The sequence below is a fragment of the Nesiotobacter zosterae genome (assembly GCF_033843645.1).
GTDB classification, from domain to species: domain Bacteria; phylum Pseudomonadota; class Alphaproteobacteria; order Rhizobiales; family Stappiaceae; genus Pseudovibrio; species Pseudovibrio zosterae.
Genome location: NZ_JAWXVZ010000004.1, coordinates 202,346 through 226,121, shown reverse-complemented (window position 1 = coordinate 226,121; position 23,776 = coordinate 202,346). Strand labels below are relative to the sequence as shown.

The following is a 23,776-nucleotide window of genomic DNA, read 5'->3' as shown; positions in this document are numbered from 1 at the left end:
TTACAAGGCATTTAATCCAGAAGTAGGTCTTTATGACACTGAGCAATGTTGATGTGACTTTTGCAGCGTGGGGCACGGCGCGTGATCGCGCGGAAACCAAAGGCAGGTTTTGGCGATTGAGGAAAGTGCAGGTGCGTTTGGGCCTGCGGCGCGTGAAGAATGCCATTGCACCTGTGTTCGGCGGGCTTTCTGCTGCGGGGGCGGTGGCTTCGAAGGGGCAAGGGAAGGGGCGGTTGCTTGCGGGCTTGCACGGGCCTCTCCTGCGTCCCTATGCAAAGCCGCCTTTGAACCCGAAGAAAAAGCAGGAGGAGACCGACCTTGATTTTCGGCAGGTGCTGCATTCCGTTCTGGTTCGGGCAAAAATGCACCTCCTTGTTGTGGGTCTTTTCTCGTTTGCATCCAGTATTCTCGTGCTGGCACTGCCGATCTACCTCTTCCAGATTTCAGACCGGGTGCTGACCAGTCGCAGCGTGGATACGTTGGTGATGCTGACTGTCATCGTGGTAGGGCTGATCCTTGCCCATGTGCTGCTTGATATGTTTCGGCGATACATGTTGATGCGCGTTGCCGTGGACCTGGAGACGCGGCTCGGCGCACCCGTGCTGAGCGCCGCAGCCAAAGCCTCCCACAACGGATCAAGCCGGGAATTTCAGGCGCTTGGGGACTTGCAGCAGTTGCGCAGCTTCCTGACGGGCTCTGTGCTCTTGACCATGCTGGATGCGCCAGTTGCGCCAATCTACCTGCTGGCAGTTTTTCTGGTGCATCCGCATCTGGGGCTGATCGTTACTGGCACAATTGTGATCTTGCTGATCGTGGCGCGGATCAACCAGCGACTGACGGCAATACCGTTCAGTCAGGCCGGGGCGTTCAGCGCCCGCGCCAATTTGCAAGCCGATGCCATGGCGCGGAATGCGCAGGTCATCAATGCCATGGGCATGATACCGGAGAGTGTGAGACTGTGGGGGCGCGAAACGGCGAACTCGCTGAAGTCTCAAGTGGTTGGGCAAGACCGAAATGTGGTGATGGCGGGGATCTCCAAGTTCATCCGCTTGTGCACCCAGATCACCATGCTGGGATGGGGGGCGTGGCTGGCGCTGAACAACGAGATCACTGGCGGCATGATTATTGCCGCCTCCATCATTGGCGGGCGGGCTTTGGCTCCGGTGGAAGGCACCATCGAAGGCTGGAAGAGCTTCATCGCCGCGCGTGCCGCATTCGGGCGCATCCGAACTTTGCTGCAAACCTCCCAACTCAATGTGCGCCGCCTGCGCTTGCCGGAACCAAAAGGCGCGCTGGCGGTGGAGCGGGTTCTTTATGTGCCGCCGCCAAACAAGCGCGTCATTCTGAATGGGGTGTCGTTTGACCTGACACCGGGTGAAGCCTTGGCGATTGTGGGGGCCTCAGGCTCCGGGAAGTCTACACTGGGCAAGATGCTGGTGGGGTCCATTGCGCCCACTGCTGGAAACGTGCGTCTTGACAACATGGACCTGCGCAACTGGGATCCGCGTCAGCTTGGCGAAAATGTCGGCTATCTGCCGCAGGATGTGCAGCTGTTTCCCGGTTCCATCAAGGCCAACATCGCGCGCATGAGAGAAAGCGCTTCGGACGCCGAGGTGTTCCACGCTGCGCAAATGGCCAATATTCACGAGATGGTCTCACATTTTCCGCAGGGCTATGAGACAGAAGTGGCGATGGATGGCTCGCCCCTCTCCGGGGGGCAAAAGCAGCGCATTGGTCTTGCCCGCGCCTTCTTCGGCAAGCCGCGGCTGGTGGTGTTGGATGAGCCGAACTCCAATCTGGATGCCACGGGAGAGCAGGCGCTCAGCGAGGCCATGGGGCGCGCCAAGGCGGAAGGCATTACGGTGGTGGCGATCACCCAGCGGCCCCAGCTGCTGCGCTGTGCCGACAAGATCCTGATGTTGAAAGACGGAACCGTGCAGGCCTTCGGGGTGCGCGATGACGTGTTGCCGCTGGTAACAGGCCGGCGCCCGGCGCCAGTGGCCAATGCGACCCCGACCCTTGATCAGACCGCCGCAACGCCCCGGACCCAGCTGGAGCCGACATCATGACCACGCGCAGCCTCATTCTCGATAGCAGTTGGTACGAAGATGTGCCGCGCAGTACCACATTTCCAATTCTGGCCAGTCTCGTGGTCGTACTGGTGACCTTTGTTGGCTTTGGTGTTTGGGCGTCAACAGCCCCCATGGCCGGGGCCGTTGTTGCAACCGGCAGCTTTGTTGCAACGGGCCAAAACAAGATCATTCAGCACCTTGAAGGCGGGATCATCGAAGAGATACTGGTGCGGGAAGGGGACATCGTGGAAGAGGGCGACGTGCTCTTGCGCCTCGATCCCACTGCCCCGCAGGCCAACCTGGCCCGCTTGCAAATCCGGCAAGCGCGTCTTGAGGCGGTTCAGACGCGCCTCGTTCATGAGGGGCGCGGCATCACGCAGATCTCTTGGCCAGAAGGGTTGGAAGCGCACCGCGATGACCCGCGGATACACGCCATCCTGCTCAATCAGGCACTGACTTTTCAGGCGCGCTCCAAAAGGTTGCAGAGTGAAATTGACATCCTGCAACAGAGCATTGATGCGCTGGAAGAAAAAGTGACAGGCGGCAAGACGCAGCGGGTGGCCGTGAAAGAGCAGATGGCGCTGTTTGCAGAAGAGCTTGAGACGAAACGGGAAATGCTGAAGTCCGGCTTGATCCGCAAGTCGGAGGTGCTGGGGTTGGAGCGGGCCATGGCGAACCTGCGCGGCGAGGTTGGACGCATTACAGCGGAAATTGGAGATGCAACGGAGCGCATTGCCCGCACCCGCGCCCAGATCGCCAAAGCACGTCATGAGGCCTCGCAGTTTGCAGTTGATGAACTGCAGGCCATCAATGCGGACCTAGATGATGTGCGTGAGCAGATCTTTGCGGCAAAAGACGTGTTGAAGCGCATCGAGATCAAAGCGCCGGTGCGGGGGGCGGTCATTCGTATGCGCTATCACACAGCTGGCGGGGTTGTAGAAAGCGGCAAGGACTTGATGGAAATTCTGCCGTTGCAGGATGATCTGGTGATTGAGGCCAACATTCACCCAGCGGATATCGACAATGTGCGCAAGGGCCAGAAGGCCATGGTGCGGATGAATGCGCTGAACCAGAGAACGACCCCCATGCTGCCAGCGCAGGTGATTTATGTTTCCGCTGATGCCTTGCCAGATGAACGCCGCTCGTTCACGGCCTCGGATGTTTATGTGGCCCGTGTGAAGCTGGACCCGCAAGCCATAGCCGACGTGATCGACTTTCAGGCAACGCCTGGCATGCCAGCGGAGGTCTATATTACCACGCGGGACCGCACCTTCATTGATTACCTGCTTGAGCCCTTGCAAGACAGCATGGCGCGGGCGTTCCGCGAGCCTTAGTGCCGCAGCCTCATCTGGGAGACTGCGGCAAAGTGGGCGCATCCTTTGGGGGGCCATTAGGCTTTGAAAAAGCATGCTCTGCTTTTGAGCTGGCTCTTCTAAAAAACGCGAAATAGACTGCTTGACCTTCCAGTCACTGGAACCTTTAGGCTCGCCATAACAAGTTGAAAAAGAAGGTGTGCCATGAGCAATCAACAGTCTTCCCCCTCCCATGAGGGGGCTTCCCATGCCGCATGTTGTGGCAGCCATGGAGCTGGCGGCCACGCCCCCGTGGGGCTTGCAGGGGATGAAAACAATACCGCCATTGATCCGGTCTGCGGGATGTCCGTCACTCTTGGTGCCGGAAAACCCTCGTTGCGGTACAAGGGGGAGGACTACCATTTCTGCAATCCCAAATGCCATGACCGGTTCGATGCTGATCCATACTTTTATCTTTCTGGCAACAAGGAAAAAGCCGCGAAGGCGCAGGACAAGTCCGCTCTTTTTACCTGCCCCATGGACCCGGAGATTGTACAGGAAGGGCCTGGCACATGTCCGATATGCGGCATGGCGTTGGAGCCGATGGACGGTGTATCCGATGAGCCGAACCACGAGCTGATCGATTTTACCCGTCGCTTGTGGGTGAGTGTCGGCGCGGCCATTCCGCTGCTGGTCATCACAATGGGGCCCATGGTGGGGCTGCCCATTCGCTCGTGGATTGGCGAAACCCTATCGCTCTATTTGGAGTTGATACTCGCTCTGCCCGTCGTTGGCTGGGCGGCAGCGCCGTTCTTTGCCCGTGGGTGGACCTCCTTGAAAACACGGCACTTCAACATGTGGACCTTGATCATGCTTGGGGTGGGCGCTGCATTTGCTTACAGCGTTGTTGCCGTGCTGTTCCCGCAAATTTTCCCGGATACGCTCAAGACCGAGGCCGGGCACGTGCCGGTCTACTTTGAGGCGGCCGTTGTTATTGTTGCTTTGGTGTTTGTCGGTCAGGTGTTGGAGCTTCGGGCTCGTGAACGCACGGGTGACGCCATACGGGCGTTGATGGACTTGGCGCCAAAGACGGCGCGGCGGGTTCTCCCGGATGGGGAAGAATATGATGCTCCGCTGGAAAACATCGTTGCCGGAGATCTTTTGCGCGTGCGTCCGGGTGAGGCCGTGCCAACAGACGCCATCGTTATCGAAGGCATGTCCTCCGTTGACGAGAGCCTGATTACCGGTGAACCTGTGCCCCAGGAAAAGCAAAGGGGTGATCGCGTAACCGGCGGCACCTTGAACAAATCCGGCACGCTCGTGATTGAAGCGGCTTCCGTTGGTTCAGACACCGTGCTTTCTCAGATTGTGGGCATGGTTGCCAACGCGCAGCGTTCTCGGGCCCCCATTCAAGGGCTGGCAGATCGCGTTGCCGGGTGGTTTGTGCCCACTGTCGTTCTGGTGGCGGTGGTTGCGTTCGGCATCTGGGCGCTGTTTGGTCCCTCTCCAGCTCTTGCGCATGCCATCGTCGCTGCCGTTTCTGTGCTCATCATTGCGTGCCCTTGTGCGCTTGGGCTGGCAACGCCCATGTCCATCATGACCGCGACCGGGCGGGGGGCACAGGCCGGGGTCTTGATCAAGGACGCAGAAGCGCTGGAGCGCATGGCGCGGGTCGATACGCTGGTGCTGGACAAGACCGGCACCATTACCGAAGGAAAACCGACGCTAATGGATGTGGTGGTGCTCTCATTTTCGGGCGAAAACGAACTCCTCGGGTTGGCGGCTTCGCTGGAAAAAGCCTCTGAACACCCGCTGGCGGATGCCATTGTTGCAGGTGCGGCAGAACGGGGTGTGGCCCTTTACTCTGTCGACCAGTTTCATGCGCATGTAGGGCAGGGCGTTTCTGGTGTTGTGGCAGGCAAGAAGGTGCTGCTCGGCAATGCAGCCCTAATGAGCGCCAACACCATCGGAACGGACTCCTTTGCCAACGTGGCGGATGATCTGCGGGACGCGGGAAAGACCGTAATGATCATTGCGGTCAACGGTGAAGTGGCTGGTCTGCTTGCGGTTGCCGATCCCATCAAGGAAACCAGCCGAGAGGCCATTTCACGGCTGCGGGCCGAGGGCCTGCGGGTTGTCATGGCAACAGGAGACAATGAACGTACGGCAAAGGCCGTGGCGCGGGAGCTGAACCTTGATGAAGTGCGCGCAGGCGTGCGGCCAGAGGAAAAACAACAGCTGATTGACGAGTTGCACGCGCAGGGCCGAAAGGTCGCCATGGCCGGAGATGGCGTGAATGACGCACCGGCGCTGGCAGCGGCGGATGTGGGCATTGCCATGGGCACAGGGGCAGATGTCGCCGTTGAAAGCGCGGGCATAACCTTGCTTTCAGGAGACCTGAACGGGGTGTCCAAGGCGCGTGTGCTGGCGCAAGGTACCTTGAGTAACATCAAGCAGAACCTGTTCTTCGCCTTTGTCTACAATGCAGGTGGGGTACCGATTGCCGCCGGTCTGTTGTACCCTCTCACGGGTACATTGCTCTCGCCCATGCTTGCGGCAGCGGCAATGAGCTTGTCATCTGTTTCGGTGATATCAAACGCGTTGCGGTTACGTAAGCTTAAGTTGTAAACTGGCTAAAGGCTCCGGGCTTTCCGGGGCCTTCAGGCGATTCCCTCTGGAGGTTGGACCCATGAATATTGGTGCAGCAGCTCGCCGCTCTGACTTGGCGGCAAAGACCATAAGGTACTACGAGGAGATTGACCTGATCCGTCCGGCCCGTGCCGAGAATGGCTACCGCGACTACTCCGAAAAAGACGTGCAACGGCTGCAGTTCCTGCAACGAGCGCGCAACCTTGGCTTTTCCATCGAGGAGTGCCGATCGCTGCTCTCGCTCTATGAAGACGAAGAACGAACGAGCTCCAGCGTCAAGGCAATGACGCTGGAAAAAATTTGTGAAGTGGATGAAAAGATCCGCTCCTTGCAACATCTCAAGCGAACCTTGCACGAGTTGGCTGAGGACTGCCCGGGCAGTGAGGATCCTGACTGCCCGATTATCAACGAGTTGAGCAACTGAACCCCAGACTGCCCGTTTTCGCCTCTGGAAACTCAAAGAAGTTGGGGGCTATGGCGGTGCGCGAACCTGCTAGCACTAGGGTCTGAAGGATCCTATCCGACTCGAAGGCCTTACCCGCCTTCGACGGTGCAAGCGGAGTGACGTTGGTCAGTGCTCAGCCCTGTCAAAACCGGGGGCGCAGAACTGCGCCGGTTTTTTTGGCGTTTATCGCGCATCCTTGGCGCGCTGTTGCTTGCAGCAATTCTCAATGTTTCAAATGGTGTTTATGCCGCTGATCCGCCGGAGCAGGCGGCAGGCAATGCCGATGCGCTGACGCAGGACGATTTTGCGTTTCGCTGGTATGGCTTGTTTACGCCTTGCGAAGGCCGCTGCGCGGTGTCCATCTATAACGGTTCCTATGTGAAAGACGGCATGTATCAGATTTTCACGGAGGCGCATCCGCCGCACACATGGGATTACGACAATGACTTCATTGTGGCTGGCGCGGCGTCCAAGCGCATTCTTTCGCTCTGGGACATGGTGCACGTTGAACCGGAAGTGGGGATCGCGCGCCGTTATGGGCAGCAACATGTAACGGAAGTGTGGCTGGCCGCGTACTTGCGTTTCGACGGGTTTCCATGGCGCGAGTATCTTTACACCTCCGTTGCCGTTTCAACGGGCATCAACTACGCGGACAAGATCACCCCCGTGGAAGAAGCGCGGGGCGGGAAGGCAGGCGGCGACCGCCTTCTGCACTACCTCGCTCCGGAAATCACCTTTGCCCTGCCGGAGTATGAGCATATTCAGCTCATGTTCCGCTTCCATCACCGCTCGGGGGCCTATGGCTTCATTAGCGATACGGACGGCGGTGCGCACTACGGAACAGTAGGCCTGCGCGTTTGGTTCTAGCTGCCGAACTTGCGGTGCGCGTCCAGCGCCAAGCCCATGCCCACAGCGCCGAACACATCCCCTTCCACGATTTGTGCCTCTGGAAACTTGGCGCGGAACATGGATTGCAGCAGGGGCACACGGGTGGTGCCGCCGGTCAGGAACACGCAGTCGATGGTCGGCGCGGTCACGCCGGCCATGGAAAGGGCTGTGTCGATCTCTTCGGAAAGCCTTTCAGCGGAGGGATTTATGGCCGCGTCAAACTCTGCCTTGGTGAGCGACAGCGACAGCGACAGCGCGCTTTCTTTCAGGGGCAAGGAAACGGTCACTTCCGCTGCGTCGGACAAGTCAATCTTCGCCTGCTCGCAAAGGCCTGCCAGCGCATGGCCCTGCCGATGTGTCACCACGTCTATTATCCGGTCGACCCGAAGGGGTTCGGCAGCTTCGCGGCGCACTTCACGCAGTTCTCTGAGGATCTTTGGGTCGTACATGCGGTTGATGGAGTGCCAGGTGGCGAGTTCAAAGTAGTACTTTGACGGCAGGGGCCGCTTGCCGTCACGGCTCAAGCTCTTGTAGCCCATATGAGGCATGACTTGCGCCATGGAGAGCAGCTGGTCGAAGTCAGTGCCGCCAATGTGAACGCCGGTATTTGCGAGAATATCATCCAGCCGGTCGGCTGCTTTTGCGCGTTCCGGTGAGACACGGACCACGGAGAAGTCGGCAGTGCCGCCGCCGATATCAATCACAAGAACCACTTCTTCGCGGGTGGCCTGCTGCTCATAAGCAAGCGCGGCGGCAATGGGCTCATATTGGAAGGCAACCGAGCTGAAACCCTGTGCCCGTGTCATTTCTTCCAGCGTGTTCTGAGCGGCACGGTCGGCCTCTGCATCATCATCGACGAAATGCACGGGACGGCCCATGACCACCTGTGAGACGTCACCGCCCGCAAAATGCGTGAGCTTGTCCTTCAAGTGTCCGAGAAAGATGCCGATGATTTCCTTGAAGGGGACGGACTGCGCGAGGATAGGGGTCTTTTCTTCAATTAGGGCAGAGCCGAGCACGCTTTTCAAGGAGCGCATAAGGCGGCCTTCAAAACCGTCCATATAGTCTGCTCGCGCTTGACGGCCAAACACGGTCTCTTGCTCTTCAAAATTGAAGAAGATCGCGGTGGGAATGTCGGTTGCTTCGCCTTCCACGGGGACGAGCTTCGGTCCGTTGCCGGTGAAAACCCCGAGGGTGGAATTGGACGTGCCAAAATCAATGCCTGCGCAAGTAGGGGTCATGCTCGCCTCGCCTGAATGGTCTCTCGGTAAGAAGGGGGAGAGCGTGCCTACACGATGGGAGGAGAAACGTCCAGTGCTCACGTGAGTTTTCGCAGCAGGGAAGAGCTGCTTTCCCTAACTGCGGGGACAAGTGAGGCGAACGCGCCTCACTTGGTTTTTAGGGGCCAAAGCACAAGGCACAAGGCGCAGGGGGCAGAGCGCAGGTCAGTCAATCACCATGCCAAGGGAGGCGCTGCGAACAGCCTCTGTCCGGTTTGTCCAGCCGCGGCCAAAGCTGCTGAAATGCGACAGCCCGCGGTAGTAGGCAAGCCGGGCGTCCGCATAGGCGTTGATCAAGCGACGGGTCGCTAACTCGGTAGTTGCGGCAAGGGTGCGGGGGCCAATCACACCGTCTTCCTCGGCCCCCACCAAGCGTTGCAGCAGTCTGGCCGCCCGGCCCGGTCCGGCATTGACGCCAAAATCAAACAGCATCAGATCAAGGCCAGCAGGAAGCTGATCACATGAAAGGGCCTGCCAGTAGCGCGCCCGGTAAATCTGCTTGGCTTCCGTGCGAGACAGAGCCTTCACATCCTCGGCGGACAAGGCGAGATCGCCGCGCCAGTCGCGCAGAGTGGCAAGCGTGATGCCGAAGTTGGTCGCGCCGCCCGGATCTTGCGGGTGGTCCACATAGCCGCCCTCATGAGAGAGGACAATCTCGACGCACGCCTCGAAACGCTCTTGTGTTGCGGGGGGTGTGAAAGAGGCGGGCTGGGGCGAAAGCTGCTGGGGCGAAAGCTGCTGGGGTGAATGCTGCAGGGGTGTGAGCTGCAGGGGTGTGAGCTGCGGTGAGGGGGAAGAAAACGGTTGGCGCACCGGGGTGGCAAGGGCAGCGTCTTTTGCGCGGGACCCCTGCGAGGAGCCTAGCCAAAAACTGATGACGGTGGCAAAGCCCGCAGTCAGAGCGCCAATGGCAATGTTGAGCAGCTGAAACGCTTCTCGGTTGCTCGCCTCAACCGGCGCTTGCCACAGCACCAGCAAGCCAGCCAAAATGCCGAAGAAGCCGAGAGTGACAACCATGGAGACCGCTACAGGCCCCCAAGCAAACGGATTTGCACTGCTTGCCAGTGTCGAAAACGCGGAACGCGCTTCGCGCTGGTCTGCCAAATGCCGGTCGAGCCGCGCCAGCGCATCCTGACGCGCATTTTCCGCCTGCTTGACTGAGGCATTGAGGCGTTTGGCCTGAAGATCGGCATTCAATTTGGCAAGGGCGAGGGTGAGTTGCACCTCCAGTTCCCTGTCGTGCTCCAGGGCCGCGCGGATCTTTTCCGGATCCGTTGCACCCGTAACGCTTTTGATCACGCGGCTGATGCGGCGGGTGGAAACGCTCTCCTCATCCGGCTCAAGGGCGGATACCAGATCGGGCAGAAGGGAAAGGGCGATGGATAAGAACGGGTTCATGGCGCGGTCATTCCTCATGAAAGCAAGAGGGCTTCAGTCTAAGTGCCGCTGCCAAGGCGGGGGATAAGTGCCGCGCCTAGCGACGAACCCAGCACAAGATCGTGTCCTGCATCACCCGCAGGCGCTCATCCAGCTCTTCATTGCTCATCAGGTCGCGTTGGTACACGGTCGAGAGTGTGTGCTGGTTTATCAGGTAAAAAAAACCGAGGGCGGCAATGGAGATGTTGAGCTGTATGGGATCAATATCATCGCGCAATGAGCCATCTTCTCGCCCGCGCTGCAGGATTTCTTTCATGCGCACCAGATGGGTCTGGTTGATTTGCCTCGTGTCGGCAGAGGCTTTGACGTGGCGGCCTTGCAACTGGTTTTCCGCGTTGAGCAGCCGTATGAACTCCGGATTCTTGAGGTAGTAGGTCCATGAAAAGGTAACGAGAGCCTTGATCGCTTCCAGAGGGGACAAGGGGTCCAGTTCCAAGGCAGCTTCCTGCTGGCGAATGTCGCGATAAGCCTCGTCGAGAACCACTGAGAACAAAGCATCCTTGTTGCCGAAATAGTGGTAGAGCATGTTCTTGTTCACGCCCGCACTTTCTGCAATCCGGTCCACGCGCGCGCCTTCAAATCCGGCGGAGGCAAATTCATCCCGCGCGGCCTCCAAAATCTTGCGGCGTGTCTCCTTTGCGTTGCGACGCTGCTTCATGGGGTTAGGCTTTTCGGTTTCTGTCATCATGTCTTTCTGAAGGGATGGACACGCGCCCTGTGTTGCTGCCCATCATCCCTGTTGCTGCCACGGCTTACGCTGTTTTTCTCGGGGCAACTTGAACAATGCAACAATAATTCATTCCGTTCACGTTACCTTGAGCCTATTGATTCCAGTGATCTTTCCCAGTCACACCACGGTGCTGCGAGTGCGTTGTTGGTAAAATCACTGCTTGTACTAACTAACTGGATAGTTAATTAATGGCAACAGACAACCGTGGAGTATCACAGATGACTGTTTCCGAACGCCCCGTCGCCCTTATCACCGGTGCTGCCAGAGGCATTGGCAGAGGCTGTGCCGTGGCGCTGGCAAAGGCGGGCTTCAATGTTCTGCTTAACGACCGCGACGGCGCAGAGGATATCGCTTTGCTGCAAAGCGCAGCGCGGGACATCCAGGCCTTGGGGGGAGATGCCGAAATTTTTGCCTGTGATGTTGCGGATCTGGACCTTCATTGCGTGCTGTTTGCCGCCGCGCTCGACAAGTGGGGCCGTCTTGACGTTGTGATGAACAACGCTGGTGTCTCGGTGAAAAGCCGAGGTGACATTCTGGATGTTGAGGTGGACAGCTACGACTACAACCTCTCGGTCAATACCCGTGCCGTGTTCTTTCTCACCCAGCGGGCGGCGAAATACATGCTGGCACAGGGCCAGATTGGCGACCAGCACCGCGCCATCATCAACGTAACCTCCTGCAACGTAGTGGCTTTGGCATTGAACCGCGGTGAGTATTGTGTCTCCAAGGCGGCGTCCAGCATGACCACCAAGCTGTTCTCCCTGCGTTTGGCGGAAGAAGGAATTGGGGTCTACGAAATCCAGCCGGGCATCATAGAGACGGAAATGACGCGCCCCTCCAAGGCGAAATACGACAAGCTGATTGCGGAAGGCCTTGTGCCCATGAAGCGCTGGGGCCAGCCAGAAGACATTGCCAAATACGTGGTGAGCATGGCGGAAGGCCAGATGCCCTACTCCATTGGACAGGCTGTCTTGGTTGATGGTGGCCTCACCATCCCGAATTTCTGACGGCGGGGAGATTGTTGAGTTCCCATGCGTGTATTGGAAAAGAACAGCCCGCTTTTAAGCCTCAATACCGCTAGCTTGGGGCATCGCAGTCCGATTTCTGAAGTGATTGAGCGCGCCGCCCGTCATGGCTTTGGCAGCATCGTGCCGTGGCGCCGCGATCTTGAAGGCTGCGAGGTGCATGCGGTCGCCCGCCAGATCAAGGACGCAGGGCTGAAGGTCAATGGGCTGTGCCGCTCCACTTACTTTCCGCAGGAAACAGAGCAAACGCGCCGGGCGGCCCTTGAGGACAACAAGCGAGCGCTTGAGACCGCAGCGCTGCTGGGTGCGGACTGCTACATCCTTGTGGTGGGAAGCTTGCCTGCAGGCTCCAGGGATCTTGCGAGCGCGCGCCGTCAAGTTAAGGACGGTGTCGCCGAGCTGATGGAAACCGCCCGAGAGCTTCGGGTGCCTCTGGCGCTGGAGCCGTTGCACCCCATGACAGCCGGGGACCGGTCTTGCCTCAACACGTTGGGGCAGGCGCTGGACTGGTGTGAGGCGCTCGACCCACACAACAGCGGGGATCTCGGCGTTGCGTTGGACGTCTACCACCTGTGGTGGGACGAGTATCTGGAGCGCGACATTGCCCGTGCCGGCAAGCAGAACCGCATTTTGGGCTTCCATGTGTCTGACTGGCTGGTGCCCACCACCGATCTGGTTCAGGACAGGGGCATGATGGGCGATGGCGTTGTGGACCTGCGCCAAATTCGGCGTTGGGTGGAGGCGGCAGGGTACGCAGGGCCTGTCGAGGTGGAAATATTCTCAAAAAACAACTGGTGGCTGCAGAATGAAGATGATGTGCTTTCAACCTGCATCGACCGCATGACCACCGTTTGCTGACCCAGTGGGGATGACATGAAGTTAAGTGAGCAGACAAGATGGGTGCGCCATGAAGCCCATGGCGAGATCGTCCTCAACCGCCCGGAAAAGGGCAACGCGCTGACCTATGCCATGCTGGAAGACCTTGACAAGATCTGTGAGGAAGCACGGAGGGACCGAGACCTTCGGGCCATTGTCCTGCGCGGGGAAGGCGACCGGTTCTTTTGCACCGGCGGAGACATCGAGGCATGGGGCAGCCTGACGCCGCACGATATGGGGCGTGACTGGATACTGTTTGGCATTGAGGTGTTTGAGCGCTTGCGCAAGTTGCCCCAGCCGATCATTGCGGCCATCAACGGTCATTGCCTTGGCGGCGGGCTGGAGCTGGCCATGGCCGCAGACCTGCGCCTGTGTACGGCACGCGCCAAGTTCGGCACGCCGGAAGTCACGCTGGGCATGATCCCCGGCTGGATGGGCGTGCGCCGTCTGGCGGAGATCGCCGGGGTTTCACGCGCGCGTCATCTCACCCTCTTGGGGGCGCCGATTTCTGCCCAAACAGCCGAGAGCTGGGGGCTGGTCACGGCTGTCTGTGAGGATCAGGAGGCCTTGCAAACCAGAACTGCAGAGTGGTTGGCGCAGCTTTCCGGCAACGGCCCTTCGGCCATGGCTCTGGTGAAGGGGCTGCTCGACACCATGCACGAGGATATGGCGCAGCACCACGCCAGCGCGGTGGCGCAGGCCGCCGGAACGGAAGATTGCAGGGAAGGCGTTCAAGCTTTCCTTGAAAAGCGCAGACCCACCTATACCAACCGCTAGAGCGAACCATCGACTGGACTGAACCCATGGCAAAAGCAGAGTTTTTGAGCGCCCAAGACGCGGCCGCCCTGATCAAGGATGGCGATACCATTGCCATATCCGGCAATGGCGCAGGGATGATCTCCGCTGAGGAGATTTTGGAGGCCATCGAAACGCGGTTTTTGGAGACCGGCCATCCGCGGGATCTGACGCTTGTTCATTCTCTCGGGCTGGGTGATCGCGACCGAATGGGCACCAACCGCTTTGCCCATGAGGGCATGGTGAAGCGGGTCATTGCCGCTCATTTCACATGGTCGCCCAAGATGCAGCAGCTTGTGCGCGACGAAAAAGTGGAGGCCTATTGCTTCCCCGGCGGTGTAGTGCAGCATCTCCTGCGGGAAATCGGCGCGGGCCGTCCGGGCCTGTTCACCCATTCGGGCCTCGGCACTTTTGTTGACCCTCGTCAGCAGGGGGGTAAGTGCAATGCCCGTACCACCGAAGATCTGGTGGAGCTGATGGAGGTGGATGGCAAGGAGATCCTTCGCTACAAGCCGTTCAAGGTGGATGTGGCCATTGTGCGCGGCACCTATGCCGACACCAAGGGCAACATCAGCCCGGAGGAAGAGAGCATCGACATGGACATTCACTCCATGGCTCTTGCCGCCCACAACTGTGGTGGGCTGGTGCTGGCGCAGGTGCGTCAGGTGGTGACGCAAGGTGCCCTGCACGCCCGGCACGTGCGCATTCCGGGCATCATGGTGAATGGTGTGGTTGCGGCACCCGAGCAACCTCAGTTTTATGGGCGCTCCTACGACCTTACCGTTTCGGGCGCCAAACGGGCCTATCTTGGGGAGGCGACGGCAGATATTCCCGCCAAGCTGGAGCGCCGCATCATCGCCCGCCGCGCCGCACTAGAGCTGAAGGGGAATGCTTCGCTCAACTTCGGGTTCGGCATTCCCGGTGGCATTTTTGGCGTTGTTGCAGAACAGGGTATTGGCGATAGGCTCTGGATGAGCCTTGAGCAGGGCATTCATAATGGCCGCATGCTGGACGATGCCTTGTTCGGGGCTGCGAGCAACACCGACGCCATCATCCCTTCCATCGAGCAGTTCGACTACTACTCAGGCGGCGGAATTGACGTGACCTTTTTGGGCATGGGCGAAGCGGACCGGCACGGCAACGTGAATGTGTCCCATCTGGGCGGCAATTTGATTGGTCCGGGTGGCTTTATCGAAATTGCCCAAAACGCCAAGAAGGTGGTGTTCTGCGGCACGTTTGATGCGGCAGGGGCCAAGGTCGCTTTTGAAGGCGGCAAGCTCGCGGTGGTCCAACCGGGAAAGGTGCGCAAGTTCACCCAAAAGGTGGCGGCGATCACCTTTTCTGGCGCCTTTGCCCGGCAGTCCGGGCAGGAGGTGCTTTACATAACCGAGCGCGCGGTGTTCCGCTTGAGCGATGAAGGGCTAGAGATCATCGAGCTGGCGCCGGGCATCGAGCCTGAGCGGGACATTTTTCCATTCATGGACTTCCGGCCCGGGCTCAATTTGCAGCGGACCATGCCCGAAGGGTGTTTTCTCTAAAGAAAAAGGCGGGAGCTGGTCCCGCCTTTGTTCAATCTCCGCAGTGCCTTAGCAGGCAGCTGTGATGATGATTTCCACTTTCAGCTCTGGGGAAGCGAGCTTGGCTTCGCCGCAAGCGCGGGCAGGGGCGTGGCCTTCTGGCACCCAAGCATCCCAAACGTTGTTCATGGCAGCGAAGTCGGCCATGTCGGAAAGCCAGACAATTGCCTGGAGAATACGTGTGCGATCGGAACCGGCTTGCTCCAAAAGCGCGTCAATGCGGCGCAAGCACTCCTTGGTCTGCTCTTCAACGCTGTCGCCGCGGTTTCCCACCTGTCCGCAGAGATAAACCGTGCCATTGTGCTTCACGATCTTGCTCATGCGCTGTTTGATTTCCATGCGCTCGATTTCGGCCATTTTTCGCTCCGGTGTTTAGAGGTTTTTTCTGAGACGCGACCCTATAGGCGCTGCGATGCCATGCCAAAGGGCATTCCGCCACAGCTCATGATCCCCACACAGATAAATCGCCGCAGGTTAGCGATCGACCCGATTGTGGGTGAAGGGGCCATGCTCCGGGAAGGAGAATCTAAAATCTTGTTCCCGCCACCAATCGCAGCTGAGCGCCGTTTCAACAGTCTGGAAATCGGGGGACTGGCGTGAGCTCGGATGCGTGTGCACACGTTTAAAGATCACATCGAGAAGGAAATCCCTTCGCGCCAGCAAGGGCCGGTTACACCACTGAAAATAATAGGAGTTCGTCTGCCAGCTACCCGTTCTGGTCCGAGAAAACGCGTCTGGTTGTGCTGCGACCGGATCAGCCTCAGCATAAACGGCACGACCAATCTGAAAATCTGCCTTGCGCTTGCCTTTTATGATGCGTTTGAGATTAATCTTCCAATCTGCTGGTGGTGTATATGGCAACGCAGTATCCAAGGGAGCTTTTAGCTTAAAGTAGTTCATGTACTTCTGAACCCCTACAAACGGCTCGCCTGGGTTTCTGCGATCACTGAGCTGCACTGTATCGACACCATCTCGCAAGTCAGAAACGGCAGCGTCAATCGCTGCTTTCATAGCAGCGGGCGTTGCGATCGATTGGCAATCGTTTTCCAGATAAATCACCAAGTCGGTATCAAGAGCTTTTACAGCTTCTTCCATACCACGGTGTATGCCAATGTTTTTGGGTGAGCCAGCAGCCCTCCAGCCAAACTCTTCCACGAGTGGTTGTTCGATGTGTTGGTCAAATTCCTGAAAGAAAACAACCGCATCATCAACTACTGAGAGCAACCCGCTGTCCTTGTGGGATTCTAATGACAGCCTAAGCGTTTGATGCGCCTTCCACGTGAGTATGGCCGCGCCAATAGTGGGATTGGGTGGAAAGGTGCTGCTTGCGCTCATGCTTGATATCTCTTAGGTCTGCTGCTTATTGCCTTACCACACCCTATCAGTTATTAGCCCCTCTAAATCAAGGATAAACAACCCTCGGGAAAATCATGTCCAGCACGGAAAGCGCCCCGGTCAATGTGGTCTGCATGAAATGGGGAACCCTTTATGGGCCTGAATATGCAAACCGTCTTTATGCGATGACAGCTCGCAACCTGAAGCGGCCTTTCCGGTTCGTTTGCTTTACGGATGACCACCGAGGACTTCGACCTGAGATCGAGGTAATGGAGATCCCTCCAATTAAAATTGACGCGCCTTTTGAAAACACGCCGTGGCGGAAGTTGGCGCTCTATCATCCAGAGCTTGGAGACCTTACCGGACCAACCCTTTTCTTTGACCTCGACTTGGTGATCACAGGGCCCTTAGATCGCTTCTTTGAGCATCCGGGAGACTACGTAGTCATTCACAACTGGACACAACCAAAGCGTATTGTTGGAAATACAAGTGTTTTTCGCTTTAACGTCGGTGCTCACGCGGATCTATATGAGTTGTTTCAGAGCAAGCCGACCCAGTTCTGGTTCGAAAAGTACAGAATTGAGCAGACCTATTTGTCTTTTGAATTAGATAAACAAGGTAAGCTCTCCTATTGGCCCGCTGAGTGGTGCGTGTCTTTTAAAGCGAGCTGCCTACCTGGGGGGTGGAAATTTCCCGGTATTCTGTTGAACTGGGTATTGCCTTCCAAGCTGCCGGAGACAGCTAGCGTCTGTGTATTCCATGGAAATCCTAATCCCGACGATGCACTAAAGGGGCATTGGCCCGGTGCCTGGTATAAACGCCTTCGTCCTGCAACCTGGATTTCGAACTATTGGCATGAGTAATGCGCGCGAGGCGCCAATCACGGAAAAGGGGCATGTAGTGACCACCTATTCTTTGCGCATTTTGTGCGTTGGAAACTTTGGCCGCAAATCTGCCTTTCGCTGCTTTTACAACATTGACCACAAGCTTGCGAATGGCTTTATTCGCAATGGTCATAATGTTGTTTGCTTTTCCGACCGGGATCACGCACGTGAGGCGACGGTTTTTGGAAGCCAGAAACTTGGCAAGAAAAAAATGGCCGAAAAGCTTTTGGAAATAGCCAAAAACTACAAGCCACATCTGGTTTTGTTCGGGCACTGTGATCTTTTCGGCGATGAGCTGTATTTGCGGATGAAAGAGTTGTTACCGGACGTTCGATTGGCGACTTTTTGCGTTGATGCGGTGTTCCGAACAAAAACAATGGAAAGCTTTGCACGACGGGCAGCGCATTGCGATGCGGCTTTCATCACAACCGCAGATAAAGCGCAGCTTGCCAAGCTCGGCATCCCTTTAGACAAACTTCACTTCATGCCCAACCCGGTTGATCCTTCCGTCGAAACGGCCCGGGTATTTGACCGTCCTCTAGATGAGTTCGAATGGGATGGACAGTTTCTGGGTACGGGAATTGGAAAACGTGAAGAACAACTGAACTTCATCTCCAGTGAACTGCCTAATGACTATCGCTTTAGGTCGGGTGGGCGAGCTTTTGGTTCCGATCGCATTGAGGGCATGGATTTCCTTGAGTGCCTCACGGATGCCCCGGTGAGTCCGAATTTGCCACTGGACGACACTGATCCAAGCCTCATGCCTTATCTTTATTCCTCTGATCGTATTGCGCAACTCTTGGGGCAAGGCGTAACAACGTTGGTTCCGAAGGCTGCCGGCCTCAGCGATTTGTATGGCGAGGGCGTAGTTGAGTACGCAAGCCGAGAAGAACTTGTGGAATGCATGGCACGCCTAAAAACTGACGACGAAATGCGCCGTAAGATCGGCCAAGTTGGCCAACAAATTGCTCGAGATATAACGGGGGTCGAAGAAGTTGCGCGCTACATTGTTTCACAAACACTATCTCCACACGAAATGAAGCGGCAATGGTTTGCTGGTAATTGATTAGGGGCAGATACCACATTTTCTGACAGTTCTAACAATAAAAGCAGGTCGGCTGGATGCAAAAACAAGAATTTCGTGTAGATGTGGTTATAGTGAGCTATAATAGTTCTGGTATTATAAGAAAAGCTATAGAAAATCTTCCGAAATGGGCTCAAGTAATTGTAGTCGATAACAACAGTTCAGATGATATCGCGAATGCGTTGTTTGAGACCAATGCACGTTTGATTTCTCTTGAGCGGAATTATGGTTTTGGGACTGCTTGCAACCGCGGCGCCGAAATTGGTTCGGCACCATTCATCCTTTTCCTGAATCCGGACGCTCAGATTGATCCAGAGGCGCTCGCCCATCTCATGTGTCAGCTAGAGGAACACAGTGAGTGGGGCATGATTGCACCTAAGATCTGCTACAGTGATGGGTCAGAGTTTTTCCGAGGAATGTCGTTCTTTGAACCAGAATTGGGTGCACCGAAGATAGATGACGGTGTAGGTGAGGTGTATGTGCAATCAGGCAGTGTTCTGCTTTGTAAGCGCAGTGTTTTCGAAGAGGTAGGCGGATTTGATGAGAACATCTTTTTGTTTATGGAAGATGATGACCTATCCTATCGCGTCCGTCTTCTAGGCTACAAGCTTGTTGCTGATCGCAGGGTTTCTGCGGTGCATCTTCATGGTCAATCTAGCGGCAGTAGCCTAAAGTTGGAGAAATTCAAGGCACTCGAAGCAGAGCGATCGAAAATCTATGCTGCCAAGAAGCATGACATCGCCTACTCCGTACCTAAACAAATCACTCAGGCTAGAAAGCGCCTGCTTAGGGCGGTTCTTTTGCTTGATTTCAAGAGAGTTGCACGAAATTGGGGCCGACTCGAAGCCCTAGTCGAAGCAAGGGGATGACGATGCAGACTTCAGGCTTCGAGAGACTCGATATCTCCGATGTGTTCCTGATAACACCAAAGAGATTTGGAGATGCTCGAGGTTTCTTTACCGAGACCTATAACAAACAGCGTTTTGAGGCCTTGTCTGGCCTCGAAATTGATTTTGTCCAGGATAACTGTTCTTACTCGTCAGAGAAGGGAACCCTGCGAGGTCTTCATTTTCAGCTTCCTCCCTATGATCAAGCAAAGCTCGTGAGTGTAAACCGCGGAGCGATCTTTGATGTCGCCGTCGATTTTAGGAAAGGCTCCCCTACTTTTGGTCGCTGGGTCAGCGCGATCCTGGACGCTGCAAAGGGACAACAGATTTTTGTACCCCGCGGCTTTTTACATGGCTTTGTCACGCTACAAGAAGACACAGAAGTTAGTTACAAGGTTGATAACTACTATTCGGCGGAGCACGATGCAGGTGTCATGTGGAATGATGAGCAACTCGGCATAGCATGGCCTGAATGTGATCCAATACTGTCGACCAAAGACCGGGCTTTACCAAGGCTTTCTGAAGTTGCAACGCCTTTTTCTTGCTGAGGAAAAAACAGTGCCACTAAAAATCCTCGTTACGGGCGGATCGGGCTTTATCGGTTCAGCTGTCGTACGCGAAATAATTCGAAACACTGAACATTCAGTCTTAAATCTTGATGCGCTTACGTATGCCGCCACGCCGGAAGCAATTGAGGAGTGCGCGTCGTCTGAGCGGTATGCTTTTGTCCAGGCGGATATCAGGGATAAGGACCGTGTTGCACGTATTGTACACGATTTCACTCCAGATCGCATAATGCACTTGGCGGCAGAGAGCCATGTAGATCGTTCTATTGATGGGCCTGGAGCGTTTGTTGAAACGAATGTCCTTGGAACATTCAATATGTTGCAGGCGGCGCTCGGTTATTGGACCTCACTTGATGAGAGCGGTAAAAAGTCGTTCCTGTTTCATCACATATCAACTGATGAAGTGTTCGGATCTCTATCTATGAGCGATCCGGAGTTTACCGAGGAAACCGCATACTCCCCCAACTCCCCTTACTCCGCCAGCAAAGCGAGTTCAGATCACTTTGTGCGTGCATGGTTTGAGACGTATGGGCTGCCTACAGTTGTGTCTAACTGCTCAAACAATTATGGACCGTGGCAACACCCAGAGAAACTCATTCCAACTGTGATTGTCAAAGCGCTGCGAAACGAACCCATCCCGGTTTATGGGAAAGGGGAGAATGTTCGCGATTGGCTCTTTGTTGAAGATCATGCAGGAGCGCTTCTTGAAGTGTTGGAGCATGGAAGAGCGGGAGGGACTTACAACATTGGGGGGCTTTCCGAGCGCCGCAACATTGATGTAGTGCGTGAGATTTGCAAAATCATGGACAGGTTGCGTCCAGGTGGCGGTCCACATGATAGGCTAATCACTTTTGTCGCTGATCGCCCTGGGCATGATCTGCGTTATGCTGTCAGTATTGATCACATTAAGAAAGAGTTGAACTGGGCACCGCAACAGAGCTTTGAAAGTGGTTTAGAAAAAACCGTTGCGTGGTATCTTGACCAAGAAGATTGGTGGTCTGGAATTGCTGATGGGAAGCGCCTTGGACTTTCGTCATCTGCTGAGAACAAAGACAAATGAAGATCGCCGTTGTAGGTAAGTCAGGCCAAGTCGCCCAATCGCTGTATCAGGCGTTTGAGCAGTTGAACTATGATGTCCAATTCATCGGCCGAAGTCAGCTGGATTTGGCGTGTGTTGACCATATCATGCCTGTCCTTGACGCACTTGCCCCTTCTGTTTTGATCAATTCCGCCGCTTTCACTGCCGTGGACTTGGCCGAGGAACAACAAGGCCTCGCCCATCTTGTAAACGCCCAGGCACCGATAGCTATGGCGCAGTGGTGTTCAAAGAATGATTGCCGGATGGTGCACATCTCGACAGACTACGTTTTTGATGGGGCAAACAAACTCGCCTACACCGAAACGGACACGCCTTCACCTATCAATGCCTATGGTGCGACAAAGCTGGCCGGTGAAATGGGGGTATCGGATGCTCTACCTGAGGCACTAATTTTGCGGTGCTCTTGGGTCCATAGCCCCTATGGCCGAAACTTTGCGAAGACGATGCTTCAGTTGGCAGATAGCCGTAGCGAGCTGAACATAGTTGATGATCAAATGGGTTGTCCTACCTCGGCTCAGGACTTGGCTGACTTGATTGTAACGAGTTTACCGCAAATTGTTGATGGCGAACTGACTGGCCTAGTCCATGCCGCGGCATCTGGAAATGCCAGCTGGGCGGACTTGGCGCAGGAGATTTTTCATCAATCAACCCTCCGAGGCTTGTTGAGTTCTTCAATAACCGTCAACCGTATATCTTCCTCTGAGTATCCGCAGAAGGCACGCCGCCCCAAGAACTCAGTTTTGGATTGTGCAAAGCTGAGGTCTATCGGTTTGGCCCTTCCTGGCTGGCGACTTGGTGTTGCGCGCACGCTCACAAATCTCAAAATCGCAAAGGTATCAGCGCTATGAAGGGCATCATCCTCGCTGGAGGCTCAGGTACACGTCTTCATCCGGTAACACTAGCGATCTCCAAGCAGCTCTTGCCTATCTATGACAAGCCGATGATTTATTATCCCTTGTCGGTCTTGATGTTAGCAGGCATAAAGGAGATTCTGGTAATTTCAACTCCCCGAGATTTGCCCGGATTTGAGCGGCTATTAGGCGACGGTTCACAATGGGGGCTGCGCCTAAGCTATGCTGAGCAGCCTAGCCCTGATGGCATTGCGCAGGCCTTTATCATCGGCAAGGAGTTTATTGGTAACGATAGTGTCGCTCTCATCTTGGGCGATAACGTGTTCTATGGACATGGCCTTACCGATCTATTGAAGTCCGCTGCGTCTCGTCAGACCGGCGGGTCCGTATTCGCCTATCACGTGACGGATCCTGAGCGCTATGGTGTTGTCTCTTTTGATGAAGGTGGTGTCGCCCTGGACATCGAGGAAAAACCCAAGGTGCCAAAGTCTAACTACGCCGTCACGGGCCTTTATTTCTACGACAACGACGTCGTTAAAATTGCCGAGAGCCTGAAACCATCTGCGCGAGGTGAGCTGGAAATCACCGATGTCAACAAAGCCTATCTCGCTGCAGGCAAGCTCCATGTAGAAGTAATGGGCCGTGGGTATGCATGGTTGGATACGGGAACCCACGACTCCCTCCTCCAGGCTTCCAGCTTTGTGCAAACACTGCAGGTTCGGCAGGGCGTCAAAATCGGCGATCCGAATGAGGTATACCTAAAAACTTCCGGCTAATTCACATTAGAAAACTCAAAAAGATATCCAACTATGACCGTCAGAAAGCAAAAGATTTGTTGTATAATTGGCACCAGGCCCGAGTGCATCAAAGTGGCGCCCGTAGCACGGGCGCTGCAAAAAAACGAGAATTTTGAGTGCATTGTTGTCTCAACCGGTCAGCATACTGATATCTTGGAGCATACTTTTTCAGATCTCAAGTTCTCACCAGATGTGAAGTTGAAGACGATGGTGCCAGGGCAGTCGTTGTCCAGTCTGACGGGTCGGCTTTTTGAACAGTTGGGCAGTGCTCTAGAGGAAATCAAACCTGACATGATATTGGTTCAGGGTGATACAACGTCTTCCATGGTGGGAGCAATGATAGGGTTCTACCAGAAGATCCCTGTTGGGCACATTGAGGCTGGCTTGAGAAGTTACAATTTGAATTCTCCATTTCCTGAGGAGATGAACAGGCAACTCATTGGTATTCTGGCTTCTGTGCACTTTGCCCCAACGCCCAAGGCTCTTGAGAACCTAAAAGCTGAAGGTAAAAACTCAGATGATTTGATGGAGACCGGTAACACCGGAATCGACACGCTATTATCAACGGCGCTGGATGCGAGAAAAGTTGGCGTCTCATTGCCAGGCAATGTAAGCCTGTTTCTGGCGTCATATCCGAGGTTTTGTTTGATCACGGCGCACAGAAGAGAAAATTTTGGCGTAGGTATCCGCAGTATCTGTGCTGGAATTAGAAGTGCCGCACGGCGTGTTCCAGAAGTTGGTTTTCTGATGTGTGTCCATCCGAATCCCAACGTACAAGGTGTTGTGGAGGATTTGCTGAAAGGCTGTGAGAATATTACACTGATACCACCTGTAGATTACAGTCAGTTCGTTCACTTGATGGACCTTAGCTCCATAATCGTCACTGACTCAGGAGGTGTTCAGGAAGAGGCTCCGAGCCTTGTTAAGCCTATTTTGGTTACAAGAAACGAAACCGAGAGGCCTGAGGGGATTGAGGCTGGGTGTGCAAAATTGGTTGGAACCGACCAGGATTTGATTGAAAAAAGCATTGTCGAATTGCTGACTAATCAAGAGTTCTACCAAAGCATGGCTGCTTCAAAGAACCCTTATGGGGACGGTCAGGCAAGTTCAAGAATTGCTAGATTTTTGAGTGAATATTTGAATGATGAGTAATTCGGAGAAGTTTCGCTCTGGCGGCGACCAGACCACACTGCGGTCTGGTGAGGAG

General features: G+C 55.6%; 21 protein-coding genes and 1 pseudogene. 17 read left to right on the top strand and 5 right to left on the bottom strand.

Annotated features, from left to right (window positions below; genetic code table 11):
* The first annotated feature begins 32 nt into the window (after positions 1-32).
* From Q3Y58_RS07570 to Q3Y58_RS07550, 5 genes are all read left to right on the top strand, one after another.
* Positions 33-2,069, top strand: coding sequence for a type I secretion system permease/ATPase (locus Q3Y58_RS07570; RefSeq protein WP_319621774.1), 2,037 nt, complete (start codon positions 33-35; stop codon positions 2,067-2,069).
* The gene (locus Q3Y58_RS07565) at positions 2,066-3,406 is read left to right on the top strand and encodes an HlyD family type I secretion periplasmic adaptor subunit (RefSeq protein WP_319621773.1); all 1,341 of its coding nucleotides are present in this window, start codon (positions 2,066-2,068) and stop codon (positions 3,404-3,406) included. The genes Q3Y58_RS07570 and Q3Y58_RS07565 overlap by 4 nt, the downstream gene beginning before the upstream one ends.
* 183 nt (positions 3,407-3,589) lie before the next feature.
* Positions 3,590-5,992, top strand: a complete 2,403-nt coding sequence (locus tag Q3Y58_RS07560) for a heavy metal translocating P-type ATPase (protein ID WP_319621772.1) — start codon at positions 3,590-3,592, stop codon at positions 5,990-5,992.
* 61 nt (positions 5,993-6,053) lie between these two features.
* Positions 6,054-6,437, top strand: coding sequence for a Cu(I)-responsive transcriptional regulator (cueR, locus tag Q3Y58_RS07555; RefSeq protein ID WP_274219036.1), 384 nt, complete (start codon positions 6,054-6,056; stop codon positions 6,435-6,437).
* 150 nt (positions 6,438-6,587) lie between these two features.
* On the top strand, positions 6,588-7,325 hold the full coding sequence (locus Q3Y58_RS07550; protein WP_319621771.1) for a hypothetical protein: 738 nt from the start codon (positions 6,588-6,590) through the stop codon (positions 7,323-7,325).
* Here the strand turns inward: Q3Y58_RS07550 and Q3Y58_RS07545 are convergent.
* The 3 genes from Q3Y58_RS07545 to Q3Y58_RS07535 all read right to left on the bottom strand — a co-directional run bounded on the left by Q3Y58_RS07545 (position 7,322) and on the right by Q3Y58_RS07535 (position 10,748).
* Positions 7,322-8,587: an Hsp70 family protein gene (locus Q3Y58_RS07545; protein WP_319621770.1), complete on the bottom strand. Its 1,266-nt coding sequence runs from the start codon at positions 8,585-8,587 to the stop codon at positions 7,322-7,324. The genes Q3Y58_RS07550 and Q3Y58_RS07545 overlap by 4 nt on opposite strands.
* 204 nt (positions 8,588-8,791) lie before the next feature.
* The gene (locus Q3Y58_RS07540; protein WP_319621769.1) at positions 8,792-10,024 is read right to left on the bottom strand and encodes a glycoside hydrolase family 108 protein; all 1,233 of its coding nucleotides are present in this window, start codon (positions 10,022-10,024) and stop codon (positions 8,792-8,794) included.
* A 76-nt stretch (positions 10,025-10,100) separates the two neighbouring features.
* Positions 10,101-10,748 carry a TetR/AcrR family transcriptional regulator gene (locus Q3Y58_RS07535; protein WP_319621768.1) on the bottom strand — a complete coding sequence of 216 codons (648 nt, stop codon included), beginning with the start codon at positions 10,746-10,748 and terminating at the stop codon, positions 10,101-10,103.
* 263 nt (positions 10,749-11,011) lie between these two features.
* Between Q3Y58_RS07535 and Q3Y58_RS07530 the strand changes: the two genes are divergently transcribed.
* The 4 genes from Q3Y58_RS07530 to Q3Y58_RS07515 are packed head-to-tail and all read left to right on the top strand — an operon-like array spanning position 11,012 to position 15,027.
* Positions 11,012-11,800, top strand: a complete 789-nt coding sequence (locus tag Q3Y58_RS07530) for a 3-ketoacyl-ACP reductase (protein WP_319621767.1) — start codon at positions 11,012-11,014, stop codon at positions 11,798-11,800.
* Between the two features lie 24 nt (positions 11,801-11,824).
* Positions 11,825-12,676 carry a sugar phosphate isomerase/epimerase family protein gene (locus Q3Y58_RS07525; RefSeq protein WP_319621766.1) on the top strand — a complete coding sequence of 284 codons (852 nt, stop codon included), beginning with the start codon at positions 11,825-11,827 and terminating at the stop codon, positions 12,674-12,676.
* Between the two features lie 15 nt (positions 12,677-12,691).
* Positions 12,692-13,471, top strand: a complete 780-nt coding sequence (locus Q3Y58_RS07520; RefSeq protein ID WP_319621765.1) for an enoyl-CoA hydratase/isomerase family protein — start codon at positions 12,692-12,694, stop codon at positions 13,469-13,471.
* Positions 13,472-13,497: 26 nt separating this feature from the next.
* Entirely contained in the window at positions 13,498-15,027 is a 1,530-nt protein-coding gene (locus Q3Y58_RS07515; RefSeq protein WP_319621764.1) for an acyl CoA:acetate/3-ketoacid CoA transferase, read from the top strand.
* Positions 15,028-15,075: 48 nt separating this feature from the next.
* Here the strand turns inward: Q3Y58_RS07515 and Q3Y58_RS07510 are convergent, their stop codons facing one another.
* A complete protein-coding gene (locus tag Q3Y58_RS07510) occupies positions 15,076-15,423 on the bottom strand; it encodes a RidA family protein (protein WP_319621763.1) in 348 nt (115 codons plus the stop codon).
* A gap of 117 nt (positions 15,424-15,540) precedes the next feature.
* Complete coding sequence (locus Q3Y58_RS07505; protein WP_319621762.1) at positions 15,541-16,401, bottom strand: hypothetical protein; 861 nt, start codon at positions 16,399-16,401, stop codon at positions 15,541-15,543.
* Between the two features lie 95 nt (positions 16,402-16,496).
* Between Q3Y58_RS07505 and Q3Y58_RS07500 the strand changes: the two genes are divergently transcribed.
* From Q3Y58_RS07500 to wecB, 8 genes and pseudogenes are all read left to right on the top strand, one after another.
* Positions 16,497-17,264 carry a hypothetical protein gene (locus Q3Y58_RS07500; protein WP_319621761.1) on the top strand — a complete coding sequence of 256 codons (768 nt, stop codon included), beginning with the start codon at positions 16,497-16,499 and terminating at the stop codon, positions 17,262-17,264.
* Between the two features lie 37 nt (positions 17,265-17,301).
* On the top strand, positions 17,302-18,351 hold the full coding sequence (locus Q3Y58_RS07495) for a glycosyltransferase (protein ID WP_319621760.1): 1,050 nt from the start codon (positions 17,302-17,304) through the stop codon (positions 18,349-18,351).
* Positions 18,352-18,407: 56 nt separating this feature from the next.
* Positions 18,408-19,238, top strand: coding sequence for a glycosyltransferase family 2 protein (locus Q3Y58_RS07490; protein ID WP_319621759.1), 831 nt, complete (start codon positions 18,408-18,410; stop codon positions 19,236-19,238).
* A gap of 2 nt (positions 19,239-19,240) precedes the next feature.
* Positions 19,241-19,804, top strand: a complete 564-nt coding sequence (gene rfbC, locus Q3Y58_RS07485; RefSeq protein ID WP_319621758.1) for a dTDP-4-dehydrorhamnose 3,5-epimerase — start codon at positions 19,241-19,243, stop codon at positions 19,802-19,804.
* Positions 19,805-19,814: 10 nt separating this feature from the next.
* Positions 19,815-20,882, top strand: a complete 1,068-nt coding sequence (gene rfbB / locus Q3Y58_RS07480) for a dTDP-glucose 4,6-dehydratase (RefSeq protein ID WP_319621757.1) — start codon at positions 19,815-19,817, stop codon at positions 20,880-20,882.
* On the top strand, positions 20,879-21,769 hold the full coding sequence (rfbD, locus tag Q3Y58_RS07475; RefSeq protein ID WP_319621756.1) for a dTDP-4-dehydrorhamnose reductase: 891 nt from the start codon (positions 20,879-20,881) through the stop codon (positions 21,767-21,769). The genes rfbB and rfbD overlap by 4 nt, the downstream gene beginning before the upstream one ends.
* Positions 21,766-22,527, top strand: a pseudogene (rfbA, locus tag Q3Y58_RS07470) (glucose-1-phosphate thymidylyltransferase RfbA); the annotation flags it as partial. The gene rfbD and the pseudogene rfbA, both read left to right, overlap by 4 nt.
* Positions 22,528-22,581: 54 nt before the next feature.
* Positions 22,582-23,721, top strand: coding sequence for a non-hydrolyzing UDP-N-acetylglucosamine 2-epimerase (gene wecB, locus Q3Y58_RS07465; protein ID WP_319621755.1), 1,140 nt, complete (start codon positions 22,582-22,584; stop codon positions 23,719-23,721).
* Positions 23,722-23,776: the final 55 nt, after the last annotated feature.

Coding starts and splice junctions, on each gene's coding strand:
- Q3Y58_RS07570 (WP_319621774.1), top strand. CDS start 33: ATGACACTGAGCAATGTTGATGTGACTTTTGCAGCGTGGGGCACGGCG.
- Q3Y58_RS07565 (WP_319621773.1), top strand. CDS start 2,066: ATGACCACGCGCAGCCTCATTCTCGATAGCAGTTGGTACGAAGATGTG.
- Q3Y58_RS07560 (WP_319621772.1), top strand. CDS start 3,590: ATGAGCAATCAACAGTCTTCCCCCTCCCATGAGGGGGCTTCCCATGCC.
- cueR (WP_274219036.1), top strand. CDS start 6,054: ATGAATATTGGTGCAGCAGCTCGCCGCTCTGACTTGGCGGCAAAGACC.
- Q3Y58_RS07545 (WP_319621770.1), bottom strand. CDS start 8,587: ATGACCCCTACTTGCGCAGGCATTGATTTTGGCACGTCCAATTCCACC.
- Q3Y58_RS07540 (WP_319621769.1), bottom strand. CDS start 10,024: ATGAACCCGTTCTTATCCATCGCCCTTTCCCTTCTGCCCGATCTGGTA.
- Q3Y58_RS07535 (WP_319621768.1), bottom strand. CDS start 10,748: ATGACAGAAACCGAAAAGCCTAACCCCATGAAGCAGCGTCGCAACGCA.
- Q3Y58_RS07530 (WP_319621767.1), top strand. CDS start 11,012: ATGACTGTTTCCGAACGCCCCGTCGCCCTTATCACCGGTGCTGCCAGA.
- Q3Y58_RS07525 (WP_319621766.1), top strand. CDS start 11,825: ATGCGTGTATTGGAAAAGAACAGCCCGCTTTTAAGCCTCAATACCGCT.
- Q3Y58_RS07520 (WP_319621765.1), top strand. CDS start 12,692: ATGAAGTTAAGTGAGCAGACAAGATGGGTGCGCCATGAAGCCCATGGC.
- Q3Y58_RS07515 (WP_319621764.1), top strand. CDS start 13,498: ATGGCAAAAGCAGAGTTTTTGAGCGCCCAAGACGCGGCCGCCCTGATC.
- Q3Y58_RS07510 (WP_319621763.1), bottom strand. CDS start 15,423: ATGGCCGAAATCGAGCGCATGGAAATCAAACAGCGCATGAGCAAGATC.
- Q3Y58_RS07505 (WP_319621762.1), bottom strand. CDS start 16,401: ATGAGCGCAAGCAGCACCTTTCCACCCAATCCCACTATTGGCGCGGCC.
- Q3Y58_RS07500 (WP_319621761.1), top strand. CDS start 16,497: ATGTCCAGCACGGAAAGCGCCCCGGTCAATGTGGTCTGCATGAAATGG.
- Q3Y58_RS07490 (WP_319621759.1), top strand. CDS start 18,408: ATGCAAAAACAAGAATTTCGTGTAGATGTGGTTATAGTGAGCTATAAT.
- rfbC (WP_319621758.1), top strand. CDS start 19,241: ATGCAGACTTCAGGCTTCGAGAGACTCGATATCTCCGATGTGTTCCTG.
- rfbD (WP_319621756.1), top strand. CDS start 20,879: ATGAAGATCGCCGTTGTAGGTAAGTCAGGCCAAGTCGCCCAATCGCTG.
- wecB (WP_319621755.1), top strand. CDS start 22,582: ATGACCGTCAGAAAGCAAAAGATTTGTTGTATAATTGGCACCAGGCCC.